Genomic DNA, 17535 nt, shown 5'->3' with positions numbered 1-17535 from the left:
CAACTTTGCCCACATTATGACCCGTAAACTAGACCACATTCTCGTCGTTGATGTCGAAGCCACCTGCTGGCAGGGCGAGCCGCCGCCGGGCCAGAGCAGCGAGATCATCGAGGTTGGGCTGTGCTTGCTGGATGTGGCAACCCTGGCCCGCGTCGAACGTCGCGATATCCTGGTGCGTCCCATCCGTTCGACGATCAGCGCCTTCTGCACAGAGCTGACCACGCTCACGCAGGCCGATGTGGATGGCGGTATTCCTCTGGCGCAGGCCTGCCAGGTGCTCGTGCAGGAGTTTCAGGCGTCCGGCCGGCTGTGGGCCAGCTATGGCGACTACGACCGCCAGCAGTTCACACGCAACTGCGCCGAGTTCGGCATCCCCTATCCCTTTGGGCCGGGACACCTCAACGTCAAGACGCTGCTGGCCGTGGCGTTGGGGCGTAAACGGGAGGTGGGGATGCGTGAGGGGCTGGCAGCGCTGGGTCTGCCCCTGCAAGGCGTTCACCACCGCGCCGGCGACGATGCCTCGAACATCGCCGCCATTCTCGCTGAGGTCCTGAGACGAGCGCGCACCTCGCGCTGACAACACAGTATCGTCGAAGAACCGCCGGGCGGTTTCACCGTCCTTGACAAACGTGTGACCTTGCGGGCCGCCTATCCCTCGACCTCCATCAGCAAGTCAATCAACTCATCGCAGTACGCTTCTACCTGCGCATCGTCCTCTTCGGCAACGGCATGGCGGATGTTGGCGACGGCGCCGGCGATGTCATCGGCAAGCCCGGCGCTCAGGTCGGGCTGCTCCAGCGTCTTCCGCGCCCGATCCAACAGCGCGGCCACGCCGGGATCGAAGGTCTCGTCAGCTTCCATCTCGGTATACGCGGCGGCCAACTTCGCCTGGCTGCGCGCAATGTCGTCGGGGCTGAGCCGCTGCCGGCTGGCTTTGAGCTGCTCGCTGACGCGCTTGCCGCTCTGACGCTCCACGACAGTGACATCCAGGATACCGTTGACGTCGAGCTGGAAGTTGACCGTCACCTCGCTCAAGCCGTCAGCCCGATTGGGCTTGAGACCCTCGATCATGAAATCGCCCAGGAGAACGTTCTGCGAGGCCGTTGGGTTTTCTCCCTGGTAGACGTTGATGCGAATCTGCTCCTGGCCCGGAACGATCGTCGTGAACATCTGGCTCTTCTGCACTGGCACCGTGGTGTTGCGCCGCACCAGGGGGGTGAAAAGATCGGCGTAGAGCCGGCCTCCATAGCCAACCTGGGCGGTCTCGATGCCGAGTGAGTACGGCGTTACGTCCACCAGGATCGCGTCAATTTCCTCGCCGGCGATGATGCCAGCCTGAACGGCCGCGCCCAGCGCAACGGCCGCGTCGGGATCAATCTCGATGTGCGGCTCTTGCCCCATCTGCGCCACGATCAACTCCCAGACGGCCGGGATACGCGTCGAGCCACCCACCAGCAGCACGCGCTCGATATCATTCGGTCGCAGCTTGGCATCCTCCAACGCCTTGCGCACCAACGTGATCGTGCGCCCCAACAGATCGGCGATCAACTCCTCGAATTCGGACCGCTCCACTTCACGTTGGATGTGCAGCGGATAGCCTTTCCGGTCTCGGGTAAGGATGTACTCCAGCTTGATCTCGGCAAAGGGCGCCGAGGAAAGCTCGATCTTGGCCTCCTCCGCCGCGCGCAGCAAGCGTGCCCAGGCCTGATGATGCTGGCGCAAGTCAATGTCGTGCTCCTCGGCAAACTCATCCGCCAGCATCGCGGCCAGACGCTCATCGAAATCATCGCCCCCCAGGAGGTTGTCTCCCGCCGTCGCCAGCACATCCACCACGCCCGAGTGCAGCTCGATGATCGAGACGTCGAACGTACCGCCGCCCAGGTCGTAGACCAGCACCTTCAGATGCTGATCGCCCGCCAGCCCATACCCATAGGCCAACGCCGAAGCGGTCGGCTCGTTGATGATGCGCTCCACCATCAGCCCGGCGATCTCCCCGGCCTCCAGCGTGGCCTGGCGCTGCGTCTCATTGAAGTACGCCGGCACCGTGATCACCGCCCGCCGCACGTCCCCGCCCAGCACAGCCTGCGCCGCCTCCCGCATATCCTTCAGGATGAAAGCCGAAATCTCCTGGGGCGTGTAGGTCTGCCCGGCCATGCCCACCGTTTCGGCCTTGCCCATCTTGCGCTTGATGGAGCGGACGGTGCGTTCGGGCGCAACCACCCATTGGTTGCGTGCCGGGGTGCCCACCACGACCTCGCCGCTCGGCGCAATGCCCACGACCGACGGTAGGAGCCGTTCGCCGTTGACCGGCAACAGCACCGGCAACCCATCCTGGATCACTGCCAGCACCGAGTTGGTGGTGCCCAGGTCAATGCCAATGATCTTGTCTGATTGGTTCATCGTTCGTTCCCCTCCAATGGGGCATCCTGCTGCAGATGATCCCCCCGCGGCGCAGGATGCGTGTCGCTGATCGTACTATCTGTGGCTGGGGCCGAATGCGCATCGGCCGCCTGGTTGACGGACACTTCGGCGTAGCGGAGCACACGCCCGCGCTGGCGATACCCCTCGCGCAGGACCGCGACCACCGCCCCGTCCGGCACGCCGGCGCGGGAGTCGGTCGTCATCGCCAGGTGCAGGTGCGGGTCGAAGAGCTGTCCCGCCGCCTGCATCGGCTGAATGTCGGCGGTTGCCAGCAGCCCCAGGAAACGCATGCGCACTATTTCCAGCCCTTGCAGCCAGGCCTCGAACGCATCGGTCAATTCATCCTGCACAGGGGGCGGCGGCGCGGCGCGGGTCACGAACAATCCAGGGGGCAGCCCGCGGCCCCACAGCGCCCACGCCAATCGCTGCCACCGGTTGGGCGCAGCGGGCGGCGGCTCGGAAGAGACGCTTTGCGCCTGCGCCAGTCGCGTCGCCTCGGCCTCCTGCCTGCGACGGCGCGCGAGCAAGGCTCGGCCGCTCTCCAGCGCCATCTCCAGGCCATCCAGCGCCGGCAGCAGATCGGCGGCAAACTCACCGCGCGCTTCCAGGCGCAGCGCGGCCGTGCGATCCTGTGCGTGCAGTGTCCGGGCCTCTTGCGCACTCTGACGCCGGGCAGCGACATCCTGCAAGGCGCCCAGCGCAGTCGTCACCTGCTGATCTTTCATCTCGGCCAGGGCGTTGGACTTGAACTGGGTGCGGTTCAGCTTCGCCACCGTCTGCCCCAGGTCGTTCAATCTGCCGGCGAGCGCCTGCCATTGTTCTTGCCCCGTCTCTTGCCCGGCAAGCAGATCGGCCAGCCGCTCCTCCAGCGCCTGGCCCCTGCCCGGATCGGTCAGATGGCTCAGCAATGCCTCGACCTGGCCTTCGCTGGCCTCGGTCACCGCCAGGATGTCATCCACGCTGGCTTGCAAACGATCTATCTGGTTGGTCAGCCGAACCCAATAGCCCTGCGTCAACGACGGCGGGGCAGAGGAGTCGGTATCACTGTTTTGGGAGTTCAGGCTCATGGAAATCCTCTTGGATTGACAACCCGGCCAACCCCAGTTCCAGGGCCAACGTGATGATGTCAGTCGGATTGACGTCAAGGCTATACGACGGCTTGCGCCGTCGGGGCAGGAGCGGCGGAGGCTGCAAGAGAAACAGGTCGGTCTGCGAGCGGGCCTCGGCCGTGCGCACCTGGTCGTAGGCCGCGCGCAGTTCCTGGAACTTCTCCGGATCGCGCTCGGGCGGATGCTCACGCACCAATCGGAAATAGGCGCGCTTGATGGCCGCTTCATCGCTGGTGCGGTCAAGGCCGAGTATGGCGTAGGGATCTCGGGGTGGTTTGGAAACGGTCATGGAAGCCATCTGATTCCTTTTGTTGTTTACATAAAATCGGGCGGGAGCAGATCGGCCATGATGCGCTCCCAGTCAAACCGGTGTGGCATGCCCTTGAGCAGCGATTCGATCGTCTCGGCCCGGCGCAGAATACCCCTGTCGTTGACCCGTCGCGCCGTCTTGATGGCCTCACGCATGAGCCGCGCCGCGCCATGCACATCGCCTTTTTCAAAGTGCAGTCGGTATGCTTCGATGTATGACAGCGCGCCGCTGGCCGGAACTTCCTCCCGAATGCGCTTTTCCAGCACAGCGCACAGACCGCTGGCGTTTTCCTGGTGGGCCACCTCGTAAGCCTCGACCAACAAACCGGCGCGGCTATCGTCCAGCCCAGGATCGGCGCTGTACTTCACAGCTTCCTGGAAGAAAATATCCGCCCACTGCTCGCCGAGCTTGCACTGCAAGGCCATTTTCGCCTGATCGAACCAGAAAACCGGCAACAAACGCGGGATTTGGCGGACAACAGGGATCATCTGCTCCACCGCGTCGCCGCCACCCACGTGCAACAACTCATGCATGACGAAGTTGACAACTCCCACGTCCTGGGGTGCGATCTGGTACGCCTGCAGCAGATACTCGCGTGCCTGTTGGGTGTGCTGCTGTCTCGCATGAGTGGCGCCAAGCACCATCAGCAGCTTGGGATGGTTGGGCAGCTCTCCCAGGCCAATCTCCAGCGTTTCGATTTTGCTCTTGCCGGGATGCTTCATAGAAAAACGGGAGGCGGAAAACGGCGCCTGATCGTTGACCATCTTGATGTAGTCGTCAACCAACGCCTCGCGGGCTTCGAGGTGCGTCGGGTTGATCGCCAGCACCTGCTGCCAGATGGGCATCGGGTCGCGATCCCACCACCCCTCGTAGAGCCGGCCCAGGCGCACCAACGCCTCGACATGCTGTGGGTCCGCCGCCGTGATTTCCCGGAGCTGGACCTCAGCCGCGTCGCCGCGCTCGTCGCGCAACAAAAAATCGGCCAGGCGCAGGCGCAGCGCGGTGTCGCCCGCTGCGTATTTGAGCGCATTGCGCAGACAGGGTTCGATTTCGTCCGTCAGATTGGTGTGCCCATAGCACTCAGCCGCATGGCTCCAGAGCGCGGCCACCTGGACGTCGGTGAGGTAATCGGGATGGTCTTCCTTGCGCGGCCGGCGGCGCACCATATCGCGCCAGGCTTCGGCCGCATTGACCCAGTTCTCCGACGCCTCTTCGGCCAGGGCAAGGTTCTGAGACAGGTAACGATTGGGATTCAACTCGTTGGCCTTGCGCCAGTGTTGTGCCGCGAGGGGCCACTGGCCCGCCTGGGCCGCCTCATAGCCCAGGTGAAAGTAGGCCAGGCTGGCGGTTTCGGCCACGATCCGATCGGCGCCGGGGTCAGGCAGGCGGTTGATCATGTCCTGCCAGTGATTTTCCTGGGCCAGGCCGATCACGTCTTCCCGCAGCAGCGCGGTCAGGTTCTCAGCGAGCTCGGGACTTACCCACCCGGCGCTGTGGGCATGAGACCAAGCCGTGAAGGCCGTGTCGCGGTCGCCTGCGCGCAGCGCGGCCACGCCCTGGTAGTAGGTCAGGATCCGCCCGACCGGTTTACGCGTGTTTTGTTCGGCCGCCACCTTGAGCTGGTCCAGCGGTGCTGCCGTCGGGTTCTGCCGCATAGCAACCAGCGCCTGCCACAGCCCGGCCCCCTTGCCGAGCAAAGGTTCCTCGATCATCACCGATCCCGTGAGGGGTTTGCGCTGCGCCAGCCTGTGTACGAGGCGCAGCGTGTTGGCTTCCGCCGCGGTCAGCCCAGCGCTATCCCACGATTGTTCGGTTGCGATGCGCGCCAGCGCCCGTAGATAGGCCAGTCCTCGCCGGCCTGGCTCGCGAGTCGCCGTGGCATCCAGCTCGATCAACGCCTCAGCGAGATGCCCGTTCTGCCACAGCGTGAGGCCACGATGAAAGTGCAGCTTCGCGGCAGCAGGCGTTTGCTGCAATGCGGTGTCCAGGTGGCCCAGGCGCTTATTCGGATCAGCACTGGCCATGGCCGCGCGAAAGTGGGCTTCGGCCAATATCTCACGCGCCACGGACGCCAGCTTGGGATCGGGTCCGAGCTTCAGGACGCGCTCGACCCGCTCCTGCACCAGCGCAAGGTCGCCTCGCCGCAGGTGACGCACTGCTTCCTGGAGTATGCCGACCGGCCCAGGCGGTGCAGGTCGCCCAGCCGGTGCAGGTCGCCCCGCTGACGGGGCAATTGGCTTGCGGTGTTTTTTCGACACGAACTGATCCTCTCCAGCATCCCTCTCTGCGTGGGATGCCCGTTCGCTACTTTATCACTGAGATACGCAAACGACAAAATTTCATGACGCTGATTCGTGTCAACCCGGTGATATCGAGGTCAGGAATTCCAAATGTGAACGGAATGGCTGCCCGTAAATGGGCCTGCGCTCCTCGTTCGGGCGGTTTTGGCCCAAAATCCCCGAGATAGGTGGGAAGCAAGAGGGATTGTGGGCGTTGGAAAGCTACATTTGGAAATGCGGCGCCCCGTAGGGGCGCCTTGACTTGAGCGAGCGATGCCCCCCACACCCGCCGTCCCGTAGGGACGCCCTGACCTTAGCGCCGCCCCCCCACACCCGTCGTCCCGTAGGACCCAAGGCTAAGGAGGCGTCCCTCGGACGGACTCGCGATGATGGCTAAGGTCAGGTGTCCCTACGGGACGGATACGGCTCGTGCGATGATGGCTAAGGTCAGGTGTCCCTACGGGACGGATACGGCTCGTGCGATGATGGCTAAGGTCAGGTGTCCCTACGGGACGGATACGGCTCGTGCGATGATGGCTAAGGTCAGGTGTCCCTACGGGACGGATACGGCTCGTGCGATGATGGCTAAGGTCAGGTGTCCCTACGGGACGGATACGGCTCGTGCGATGATGGCTAAGGTCAGGTGTCCCTACGGGACGCGTCGCGCCCACCAGGACGGCCTGGCGCTGGCCAGTCACATGGATGGCTACATTTGGAACTGCTGGTCGCCCAACGTGAGATTGTGAGCGCGGCCTGGCATATGGTACAATCGGCGCACCACGTTGTGATGACTACACGATCAGGGAGAGCCTGATGACCGCACTACTTCCCCGGGAACTCAGCCAGTCTGCGAGGCGCCATGACGACATCTTTCAATTCCGCCGCGCTGCGTGAGCTGCTGCTCACAGCCCTGAGCGATGACGAACTGACCGCACTGACGTACCACTACTTTCCGCCGGTCGCCAACGATTTCACCACCGGTCAAACGCGCTCCCAACGCGTGCAGCTCCTGGTGGAATACTGCGAGCGCAAGATGGCGCAGGAACCTCTGCTGGCGCAGGTGAAGAAGATCAACCCGGCGCGCTTTGCCCAATACGAGCAGCGCACCGCGACCCTGGATGGCCTGCTGAATCGCGGGCTGGACGCTGGCCTTGAGCACCTGAGCGGCCGGCCCGACTCGCTCGACCAGGCCGTAGCCGAACTGCGCGGCCGCGAGTTGGGGATGCGCCAGGCGCGGCTGCGCAACCTGGCCGCGGACGCGGCTGAACGGGCGCGCGCGGAGTTCGGGGGCGAGACGGACGCGACCGGCGCCCTGTTGACCGATCTGCTCGACCAACCATCGTTTCTGCTGCGCGTGGCCGAGATTATGCTGCTCAACGAACGGCCTGATATGGCGCAACTGCGTGCGGAGTTCGAACCACGGCTGGGGGCTGAACGCTGGGCGCAGAGTCAGCGGCCGCTGCTGCGCTTCTTGCAGGAGCTGGATCGGGGTCTGCTTGCCGATGAAGTGTGGGGCCCGACCCTGCGTGAGTTTCGGTCCGAGGCCACCCTGGCCAGCATTGACCGCACCATGCTGACCTTGCACCGCGCGCTGGACCAAATCAGCGCGCAGATGACCGCGCTGCCCGGCGGCGTCGCGCAGGCAGTCGCCCAGCGTCTGCACCCCCTTGACATGGCCGATCTGGAGAAGTCCTATCTGCGCGGGCTGTACGCGGACTGCAGCGATGTGCCCCTGGCCAGCGGCAGCGCGCCGCCCGACGCGGCGCAGAACCGGCGGCCGCGCTTGCAGAGAATCTATGTGGATCTCGATACCACAACGCCGCCCGCGCTGGATCGCGTCTACACGCGCCTGGGGATCGCCGCGGCCGATCGCGCGGGGGCAGAGGGCGTGCTGCGCAAGGCCGTGCGTGAGACGCCGGTCGCCGCCACGCCCGGCCGCAGCGGCCGCGGCGAGGAGCGCCTGACCATTGCCGCGCTGCGCGCGTGGATCGGCGAGCGCGGCCAGGATGAAGACAAGCGCGCCAAAGACCTGGAGGAGCAGCTTGGAGTTGCGCCAGGTCTGCTGCGTCCCGCCCTGGCTGATCTCGGCGTTCTGGAGGCGATCGGCCAACACCGGCAGCTCGTCATCCTGGGCGACCCGGGCAGCGGCAAGAGCACGTTGACCCGCCGCCTGGCCGCGGGCCTGGCCGCGGCCGCGCGCGACGACCTGCCGGAGAGCGAGCGCGATTGGGCGACGGCGCTGACCGGCGCGTTCAACCACTGGCTGCTGCCGGTGCGCATCGTCCTGAGCCGCTGGGCGGCCCATCTGCCCCAAGGTGACCGCGGTTGCGCGGATGACCTGATCGCCGAGTGTCTGCGCCTGCTCAAGGCCAGCGGCAGCCTGGAGGGGCCGCGCCAGAAAGAGCATTTCCTGGCGCGCTTGATGGCCGCGCCGCCCACCGCCCTGCTGCTCCTGGATGGCCTCGACGAGGTCGCGGACGCCGGTCAGCGTCGGCGCGTGCTGGACGCCGTGCAGCATTTTGTGACTCACTACCCGCAGGTTCCCCTGCTGGTGACCTGCCGCCAGCGCCCCTACCACGATGGCGAGCATTACCGCCTGCCGCTGCCCGCAGTCGAGCTGGCGCCGCTCAGTCGGCCGGCGGTCGGCCAATTTTTGCAGCGCTGGCATGACGAGTTGACCTGGGCCGGTCTCTATCAACCGGCGGCCGCGGCCAGCGCGCAGCGCCGGCTGCTGGGGGCGCTTGACGATCCGGAGCGAGAGGAACTGCGCGAAATGGCGGGCACGCCGCTCCTGCTGACGATGATGGCGCGCGTGAACTACGAGCGCGGCCTGCCGGAGAGTCGGGCGGCCCTGTACGAGGAGTTCGTGCGCAAGCTGCTGTGGGAATGGGAGCGCACCAAGCTGGATGACCAGGGCCAGCCGACCGGGCTGGAAATCCTGCTGCGCCAGGCCGGGGTTTCGACGGTCAGCCTGGAGCGCGCCCTGAACGAGCTGGCCTACACGGTGCATGGTGGGACAGACCGGCGCGGCGCGGTTGACATTCCGCGCGCCACCCTACGCGACGCCCTGGAGGGAATCCACAAGGGCGACGACGCGGCCAGGGCGGCCTGGGCGGCGAACGTTCTCAAGCTGATGGACGACCGCTCCGGCCTGATCAACGCCGTGGAGCAGAACCGTCTCTATCGCTTTTCGCACCGCACCTTCCAGGAGTACCTGGCCGCGCGCTGGCTGGCGACGGGCGACTTCGTGCGCAAGTTCAAGGAGAAGATTGACCAGGAGCAGTGGCAGGAGGCGATCTTCCTGGCCCTGGGCTACCAGGTGTCGGTGTTGGGCCGCTACGACGATGCGCTGGAGGTGATTGACGAGCTGCTGCCGGCCGCACCCAACAGCACGGCCGACTGGCGGCGCGTCCTGCTTCTGGGCGAGGCCTACACGCGCCTGCTTGGCCCGCAGCGCGCCCGGGAGGTAAAGGAGGCGAAGAAGAAAAAGCTGCGCGAGCGGGTGATGACCGACGTACCGGCGCGGCTGACCGCGGCCATGCACGCGGCCGGTTTACCCGCCCGGCAGCGGCTGCAGGCCGGCCTGCTGCTGGACGCCCTGGGCGTCGAGCCGCCGGGGCTGGACGATTTTGTCGCCGCGCCCGGCTGGGGCTTTGCCATCGGACGCTACCCGGTGACCAACAAGCAGTACCGGCGCTTCGTGACGGCCGGCGGCTATGCGGCGCAGAACGAACAGAAGTGGTGGAGCGAGCAAGGCCGCAAAGACAAACGCCAATATGGCTGGACCGAACCGCGCTTCTGGGATGACTCCCGCTTCAACCACGACAGCCAGCCGGTGGTCGGCGTCAGTTGGTACGAAGCCAACGCCTACTGCGCGTGGTTGACCGAGCACCTGCGCGGCCAGGGTTTGATCAGCGGCGGCCAGGCGGTGCGTCTGCCGACGCAGGCCGAATGGGAGCAGGCCGCCCGTTCGACCGATGGCCGCGCCTACCCCTGGGGGCCAACTTTCGACGCGGCCAGGGCCAACACACGGGAGAGCAGCCTCCAGCAATCCACTCCGATCTGGATGTATCCTGACGGGCAGACGCCGGAGGGCGTTTGGGATATGGCCGGCAATGTGTGGGAATGGACGGACGACGTGGACAAGACGGTCGGGCCTGGCTCATGGGCGGCGCCTGGGGGAGCGGCGCCACGAGCGTGGGGTCGGCTGCCCGCAACGACTCCTACCCGGGGGACTGGTACGTCTACTGGGGTGTGCGGGTGGTAGTCGTCCCCGTCTCTCGTCTGGGGCCAGTTCTGATTTCTGGCTTCTGAATTCTGGATTCTGCCACTCGGATTTTCTTTCTTCCACTGTAACTGCTTAGGCTGCCCGCGACGACAACAACCCGAGGAACAGGAACAACAACAGGCAATCATCTCCCTCTCGCCTCCCCAATCGCCCGCACCACCCGTTCGATCTCGGCTCGTGTCAGGCTGGATGCGCTGGGCAGGTAGAAGCCGCGCCGGCACAGGTCTTCCGCGACGGGGAAGCGCTGGCCCCGGTATTGATCGAAATAAACTGGCTGGCAGTGCATCGGGATGAAGAAGGTGCGCGTCTCGATGCCGCGGTCGGCCAGTGCTTTGCGCAGTTGATCCCGGTTCAGACCGTACTCCTTCTCGTCTACCAAAATACCATACATCCAGTAGACATTCATGGCCCAGTCGGCCTCAGGCGGGGTGGTGATGCCGGGGATCGCGGCCAGCAGTTGCGAGTAGTAGGCCGCGTTGGCGCGGCGCATCCCCACGAATTTCTCCAACTGCTCGGTCTGCGCCAGGCCGATGGCCGCCTGCAGGTTGGTCATGCGGTAGTTGAAGCCAACCACCTTGTGCCAGAAATGGCGCTCGTGGCTGAAGGCATGATCGCGCAGGTTCCAGGCCAGGCGGGCGATCCCCTCGTTGTTCGTCGTGACCATGCCCCCTTCGCCGGTGGTGATGATCTTGTTGCCGTAGAAGCTGAAGCACGCCGCGTCGCCCAGGCTGCCCACCGGCCGCCCTTTGTAGCGCGCGCCGTGCGCCTCGGCCGCATCTTCGAGCAGCAGCAGGCCGTGGCGGTCGGCAATGGCACGCAGCGCGTCCATGTCCACCGGATGGCCATAGGTATGCACCGGCATGATGGCGCGGGTGCGCGGGGTGATGCGATCCTCCACCTGGTTGATGTCCATGTTCCAGGTGCATGGCTCCGAATCAACCAGCACCGGTTTGGCGCCGCAATAGGTCACCGCGTTGGCGGTGGCGATCATGGTGAAGGTGGGAATGATGACCTCATCGCCCGGCTCCAACCCCAGCGTCGCCAGCGCCAGGTGCAAGGCCACCGTGCCGTTGGCGCAGGCCACGCCATAGCGCGCGCCGCTCAGATCGGCAAATTTGCGCTCGAAGTCGCGGATGAAACTGCCCGCGGACGAAATCCAGTTGCTCTCGACCGCCTGCGTCACGTACTTCAGCTCGTTGCCGGTCAGCGTTGGCTCGCACACCGGGATGATGGGCCGCGTCGTGTCCGGCTCGAACTGCGAAATCGGCCGGATCGTGGCCTTCAGCTCAGGATCAGGCCCTGGAATGATCTCGGCCAGGTCGCCCATCTCCTCCAGCGATAGTTCACGTAGTTGCAGCATGTCTGCATTTGCTCCTTCAAGATAAAAAACCGCCCGGGTTGAAACCTTCCCGGATCAAGGGCGATGATGCAGAGCCAGGCGCCCAATCGTCGTCACGTAATGCCGCCCGCGGCGGATGTAGTCCATCGCGTTGACGCCGGTTTTTGATTGGCCGCTCTGGCGCTCCACGCACAGATAGGGCACCTCGACCACCCGCCAGCCCTGACGCTGGCTGCGCACCAGCAGATCAATGCAGTACTCGCCGTAGTCGCCGGTCAGTTCGATACGCTCGAAAACGACCCGTCGCGCCGCAATGAAGCCGCTCGTGTAATCATGCACACCAAAACCGAACAGCAGCCCGGCCGCCAGGTTGATCGTGCGGCTGAAGGCCTGCGCCATCAGCGAATGGCCCACATCGGCCCCGCCCGCCACGTAGCGCGAACCGACCGCAATATCGGCGCTTTCCCGCACAATGGCATTGACCAGGGCCGGAATTCGTTCCGGCGGCATCGAAAAATCGCAGTCCATCCACACCACGATGTCGCCATCGCTGTCGCGAATCCCGCGGGCAATGGCGCTCGTCAGCCCTTTGGCGTCGGTGCGGTGAATCAGATGCACGCGGGGATCGTGCGCGGCCATCTCGGCCACCCGCTGCCAGGTGCCATCGGGAGAATCATCATCTACCACCCAGACGCTGGTCGGGTGTTGCGAACTGCGCAGCACCGCCTCGACCAGGGGGGTGATATTATCCTTTTCATTGTACGTTGGCAAAATTACTGAAACCGTGGTCATCCTACCCCTACTTTGTCACGGTCACGCGGCCGCAAATCACCTCGGCCTCCGCTCCCAGCAGCGTCACCGCCACGCGGTAGACGCCCGCCGGCGTGGCCGGGTTCAGGTTGATATCGTAATCGTCGCGCACCCATTCGCCCGGCTGCCAGGCCGTCATCGGGTAGAAGTGCAGCGCGCTATCGGCGCGCTCCAGGCTCTCGCCCCACACCTGGCCGTCAGCGTCCAACAGGCGCACGCGGGCCAGGCGATCGCTGGCAGGCGCGGCCAACGCCTGCCAGTAGAGAGTCACATGCGCCCAGCCGCTGGGCGGATGCAGCACCTGCTGGGCGGCAGTCACCGGGCCTGGCTCCAGTGTACAGCCGGCCAGGCGCACCGCGCCGTCCACCTGCGCCGGCCCATCCACGGCCGCGGCCGTTGCCGGCAGGCCGGTCAGCCGGTAGCGCGTGGCATAGGCGCGGATGGCGATGCCGGCCGGATAAAGCTCTGTCACCAGCGGGAAACGGCCGCCGAGCCAGGCGCGCACCAGGTTGGCCGGGTCAACGCCCTCCTGGTGCGACAGGACCAGCCACAGCGTGTCGGCCCCGGTCAGCGGATCGAGCTGCGCCTCGACCGCGCCTTCGTCCGCCAACGGGCTGCCAAACGGCGCCTGCAGCGGCGCCGCGCCCTGGTAGTAGCGGGCAAAGGCCATCTGCGTGTAGTTGACGTGGTTGAGCACCACATCGCCTGGTTTGACATAACGCGACACCACCTGTCCGGCCGTGCGCCAGTCCTCGCGCAGCCAGGCCGGGTCCGCCCGCCACACGGACGGCAGCGCGGCCAGGCAGAGCAACAGAAGGCTGACGGTTGCCACCCTCCCCGGCCACAGCCGCCACTGCGCCAGCGCGTGCAGCCCGCGTGCCCAGGCCAGGCACAGGGCCGGGACCAGGGGGATGAAGTAGCGCGTTTCGGCGAACACCGTAGCATCCTTTGCCAGCAGGAAATTGCCCAGCAGCAGCGGGATGACCAACCACAGCAGCACCAACAGGCCGCGGCGGCCATCCTGGCGCACGCCCGCGGCCAGGCCGATCAAGAGCAGCCCGCCCGCGGCCGCGGCGGCGGCCCCGATGAGCGACGGCGACCAGGGCGCCTGGCGCACGGTGTACGCGGTCAGCAGCCGCGTCAGCGTGGGCCACAGGTCGTCGAAGGGCCGGCCCGGCGCGGCCTCGGCCCCGCTGACGGACCACGCGGCCAGGGCCAGGGGCAGAAAGAGCAGGGCCATGATGGTCAGGGCCAGGGCGCCGAATGAATTCGGGCCGAACGGGCGTTCCGCCGCAAGGTCGGCCTGCGCCGACCGGTCTTGTGTCCATGCCGGTGAACGCTCGGCGGTGCGGCTATCGGGCGCGATTTCAATCGTCCGCTTACGACGGTGCGGAGCAGCTCGACCAGCCACCACAGCCCGGCCACCGGCAGCAGGAAGGCGGCGAAGAGATAGCTGTAACAGGCGGCCAGCAGTCCGCCGATGGCCAGGCCGTACCAGAAAAATGTGGCTATCTTGCGGCCAGGCGCGGTCAGTCCCCGCGTGGCCGTTGGCGATAAGGCTCGCAGCCAGGCGTAGAGGCCCCAAAGCCCAAAGGTGGTGGCCGGCATGAACATGCGCGCCTCCTGGCTGTACCAAACCAGGAAGGGGTTGAGCGCCAGCAGGAGCGCGGGCAGCGCGCCGCGGCGCCAGGCGTGATCGGGCCGGTCGGCCGGCGCGGGCTGCGTGATCAGCCCCAGGCCGTAGACCGGCCAGACGGCCAGCGCGCCCAGCAGCACGCCCAGGCTGCGCACGGCCGCGTCGGTCGCGCCGAACAGGCCGATCCAGCCGTGCAGGAGCAGGTAGTAGAGGGGCGGGTGCTTGTCCTCAGTCAGGGTCAGGCCGACGCGCACGATGTCGCCGACCGGCTTGCTGGCCCAGAAGAGGCTGAAGACCTCGTCCAGCCACAGGCTGTGAAAGGTCAACTGCCAGGCGCGCACACCCAGCGCCAGGAGCAGCAGCCAGGGCAGCCAGCGCCAGGCCGGCGGGCGCGCAGCCACGGTCGCAGGTCGGGGCGGATCATGAACGCGCCTCGCGCGCGCCACGCGGCTCAGGTCGCTTGATCGCGAGGGCGTAGAGGGAAAGGCCCCAGGGCAGGTTGCGTCCACTGCGCAGCCAGCGCGCCTCGCCTTGCAGCACCATGCGCAGCAGGCGGTTGAGCGGCGCCGGCGGCAGCTGCAAATCCTGGGCCAACGGTTGGCTGAGGGTATCGGCCAGTAGGCGGCGGCTGGCAGCCAGCGGGAAAAGGGTGAAATTAGCAAAGGTCAGGCGGCGCACGCTCAGCCCCGCGGCCTGGATGAGCGTGCGCAGTTGGCGGGCGTTCATACGCGCGCCGGTGCCAGTCGCCTCATCGTGCGCACCGCGCAGCCAGGGATGCGCAGAGACACGCAGCAGCAGGCGGCCATCGGGACGTAACTGGCCGGCGCAGGCAAGCAGCGCCTGGCGACTGTCAACCTGCCGCTGATCGAGCATATCCAGCGCCAGCACCAGGTCGAACTGAGCCGGCGCCAACGGCAATGACATGGCCGAGGCACACAGGAGCGCCAGGTCAGCGTGCCGCCGTGCATACGCCAGCGCCAGCGGCGCGATGTCCACGCCCACGCGGCGCCGCGCGGGCAGGTGAGCCAGGGCGCCGCCGCTGCCACAGCCGACATCGAGCACCGCGCCCGCGCCTGACCAGCCGTCCGCGCTGAGGATGGCCCGCGTGCAGGCGAACATGCCGCGCGTCCACCAGTGCATCTCCTCGTGGGCATAGAGTGCGGGCAGGGCCGCGCCCCACTGTGCCGCGCTGGCGACTGGCCCCATCCCCGCTTCCCGGCGCTCTTCTGACCGCTGCTGTGTTCGTGGGCCGCTCATGGCGTCTCCTCGATGCGCAGCGGCGCCAACCACAGGTGATCGTCGGCGCCTGCGGCTGTGGGCAGCGGAATGCGCGCGCCCGTGCTGAGATAGAAGCCAATTTCTACCTGGTAGTCGCCCGCGGGCAGGGTGGGCGGTATGGCAATCTGCACCTCATCCACAATCCATTCGCCAGCTTGCCAGCGCGTGGTGGGATAGCTGCCCGCGCCGGGCGCGACATCGGCGCTCAGCCGATTCTGACCGGCCGCGTCGAGCAAATGCACAAAAAAGGTCCAGTCGTCTGCGATGGGCGCCAGGGCCTGCCAGAAGAGGCGCAGATAGATGATGTCCCCGCGGCGATAGGTCGGATTGAGGTTGAAGCCGTGCAGGCGGGCCTGTTCGTTCCAGGCCGCGCCGCTGAGCTGCTGTGGCCGGATCACCGGCGGGTAGACCAGCGGCGTTTCGTAGATCGTGGCGTAGCGCTGACCGCGGCGGTCGTTGATGACCGTGTGGTGTTCGATGAGCGGGAAAAGCTCCGGCAGCAGCAGGCGGCTGCGAAAATCCTCGGTTTCGATGACCGCGTAGAAACGACGGCGCTGCGGGTCAGGCGCGGTGACGGCCACATGACGGCCATCGAAGGTGATCGGCGGCTGGCCGTCGCGCCAGGCAAAGGCCAGCGTGGCGTGCGTGGCCGGCCGCGGGGTCAGGTAGACCTGGCCGTCGGCGGGCAGGTCCTCCACGGCCTGCGCCAACTGCCAGAGACCCTCATCGAAGGCGTAGAAGAGGTCGGGCGATGTGGCCCAACGGCCAAAGTAGTCGCGGCCGGCCAGGCCGATGGACGCGGCCAGGCAGGCGACGATGCCCAGACGCGCCCAGAAGGCCGGCCCGCGCCACGAATGCTCGCCGGTCAGCCGCGCCGCGACCCAATCCCAGGCCGCGCCCAGGCCCAGGCCGGTGAGGAGCGAGACGATGGGCAGCGCGCCCAGCCCGCGGCGAAAATGGGGCGCGTACTCGCTCAGGATGGTGGGCGCCAGCATGATGACCAGCACGGCCAGCAGCCAGGCCGCGCTGCGCTGCCGCCAGCGCCACAGGGTCAACGCCAGGCCCAGGTAGAAGAAGGGCGCCAGGAACGCGTCGAAGACCGGGCGGCCGGGCAGGTTGTTGCGCGGATCCACGTCGCCGGCCAGGCTGAACATGCCGGCCGTGGCCAGGGTGTGCTGCACGATGGTTTGCATGGGCGAGGCGCTGCCCGCGCCCTCGGCCACCACGGCAATCTGACGCGAGCGCAGCAGGAGCAGATCGGGGTTGCTGAGCCACTGCCAGCCCAGCGGCGCGAAGACCAGGAGCGCGGTCAGCGCCAGCAGGAGCAGATGGCGGCCGGACAGGGCCGCGGCGCTGCGCTCGTCCGCTGAGCGCGGGAGGCGCGGCCAGAGCCAGGCGATGAGCAGCACGGCCGCAACGACGACCGGGTAGAGCCGGCCGGCCGGGTAGGTGTAGGGGCCGAGGCCGGTCAGCGCGCCGGCCAGGAGCCAGGCGGCCGTGCGACCGCTGCGCAGGGCAGCCAGCAGCGCGGTCAGCAGCGGACACAGCAGCAGCGGCACCAGCCCGGGTTCATAACCGATGCGGCTGGCGCTGATGGCCCAGAAAAGCCCGGCCTGCACGGCTGCGCTCCACAGGGGCAGGCTGGCAGGCAGGCGCGGCTGCCAGCGGCGCAGTTCAACGGCCAGCAGCCAGACCGCAGGCACGGTCAGGCTGCCAATCAGGGCGGCGACCCCGCGCTGCACCACCGGCCCGGCGCCCAGGAGCTTGAAGGCGATAGCCGTCAGGTAGATGAAGAGCGGTTCGACGCCGAAGTTGCCGGTGAAGAAAATGGGACGATACGTAGGGTCCTGCAGGAGGCGCCAGGCCTCCAGCCCCTCGAAGGCTTCGTCGAAGTGATAGCCGGGCGGGGTGTTCGTCAACTGCCAAAAACGCAAAAAAGCCGCCATCATGATGATGCCGGCCAGGAGAAGGGCTTCGATCCAGGCGTGATGCGCACGCCGAAGTGTCCATCGCTGCATAGCCAGGAGATTTTACCACAGCTACAAGTAATGCCCAAGCACGCCAG

General features: G+C 66.5%; 12 protein-coding genes. 2 read left to right on the top strand and 10 right to left on the bottom strand.

The genetic code is table 11. The features are described 5' to 3' along the window. Nucleotides 1–16: 16 nt before the first annotated feature. Nucleotides 17–577, top strand: coding sequence for a 3'-5' exonuclease (locus tag IPF85_RS18045; protein WP_343409464.1), 561 nt, complete (start codon nt 17–19; stop codon nt 575–577). Nucleotides 578–648: 71 nt separating this feature from the next. On the opposite strand, the gene IPF85_RS18040 is transcribed toward IPF85_RS18045, so the two are convergent. From IPF85_RS18040 to IPF85_RS18025, 4 genes are read right to left on the bottom strand one after another with little or no spacing between them, the layout of a single operon-like run. Continuing rightward, nucleotides 649–2400: an Hsp70 family protein gene (locus IPF85_RS18040; RefSeq protein WP_343409448.1), complete on the bottom strand. Its 1752-nt coding sequence runs from the start codon at nt 2398–2400 to the stop codon at nt 649–651. Continuing rightward, nucleotides 2397–3488 (bottom strand): nucleotide exchange factor GrpE, encoded by a 1092-nt coding sequence (gene grpE / locus IPF85_RS18035; protein WP_343409447.1) that lies wholly within the window; start codon nt 3486–3488, stop codon nt 2397–2399. The genes IPF85_RS18040 and grpE overlap by 4 nt, the downstream gene beginning before the upstream one ends. Further along, entirely contained in the window at nt 3463–3819 is a 357-nt protein-coding gene (locus IPF85_RS18030; protein ID WP_343409446.1) for a DnaJ domain-containing protein, read from the bottom strand. Before IPF85_RS18030 ends, grpE begins: the two co-directional genes overlap by 26 nt. A gap of 26 nt (nt 3820–3845) precedes the next feature. Next, nucleotides 3846–6098 carry a tetratricopeptide repeat protein gene (locus IPF85_RS18025; RefSeq protein WP_343409445.1) on the bottom strand — a complete coding sequence of 751 codons (2253 nt, stop codon included), beginning with the start codon at nt 6096–6098 and terminating at the stop codon, nt 3846–3848. Between the two features lie 880 nt (nt 6099–6978). Between IPF85_RS18025 and IPF85_RS18020 the strand changes: the two genes are divergently transcribed. Continuing rightward, entirely contained in the window at nt 6979–10386 is a 3408-nt protein-coding gene (locus tag IPF85_RS18020) for an SUMF1/EgtB/PvdO family nonheme iron enzyme (RefSeq protein ID WP_343409444.1), read from the top strand. Nucleotides 10387–10531: 145 nt separating this feature from the next. Here the strand turns inward: IPF85_RS18020 and IPF85_RS18015 are convergent, their stop codons facing one another. The 6 genes from IPF85_RS18015 to IPF85_RS17990 are packed head-to-tail and all read right to left on the bottom strand — an operon-like array spanning nt 10532 to nt 17488. Further along, the gene (locus IPF85_RS18015; RefSeq protein WP_343409443.1) at nt 10532–11767 is read right to left on the bottom strand and encodes a DegT/DnrJ/EryC1/StrS family aminotransferase; all 1236 of its coding nucleotides are present in this window, start codon (nt 11765–11767) and stop codon (nt 10532–10534) included. A gap of 54 nt (nt 11768–11821) precedes the next feature. Continuing rightward, nucleotides 11822–12538: a polyprenol monophosphomannose synthase gene (locus IPF85_RS18010; protein ID WP_343409442.1), complete on the bottom strand. Its 717-nt coding sequence runs from the start codon at nt 12536–12538 to the stop codon at nt 11822–11824. 7 nt (nt 12539–12545) lie between these two features. After that, nucleotides 12546–13796 (bottom strand): hypothetical protein, encoded by a 1251-nt coding sequence (locus IPF85_RS18005; protein WP_343409441.1) that lies wholly within the window; start codon nt 13794–13796, stop codon nt 12546–12548. A gap of 5 nt (nt 13797–13801) precedes the next feature. Then, complete coding sequence (locus IPF85_RS18000) at nt 13802–14593, bottom strand: hypothetical protein (RefSeq protein ID WP_343409440.1); 792 nt, start codon at nt 14591–14593, stop codon at nt 13802–13804. A 19-nt stretch (nt 14594–14612) separates the two neighbouring features. Next, a complete protein-coding gene (locus IPF85_RS17995; RefSeq protein ID WP_343409439.1) occupies nt 14613–15449 on the bottom strand; it encodes a class I SAM-dependent methyltransferase in 837 nt (278 codons plus the stop codon). Continuing rightward, complete coding sequence (locus IPF85_RS17990) at nt 15446–17488, bottom strand: hypothetical protein (RefSeq protein WP_343409438.1); 2043 nt, start codon at nt 17486–17488, stop codon at nt 15446–15448. Before IPF85_RS17990 ends, IPF85_RS17995 begins: the two co-directional genes overlap by 4 nt. Nucleotides 17489–17535: the final 47 nt, after the last annotated feature.

Source organism: Candidatus Amarolinea dominans, from assembly GCF_016704685.1.
In the GTDB taxonomy this organism is placed as follows: domain Bacteria; phylum Chloroflexota; class Anaerolineae; order SSC4; family Amarolineaceae; genus Amarolinea; species Amarolinea dominans.
Note: the sequence above shows the minus strand (reverse complement) of the source record. Positions and strands in the feature narration are given on the sequence as shown.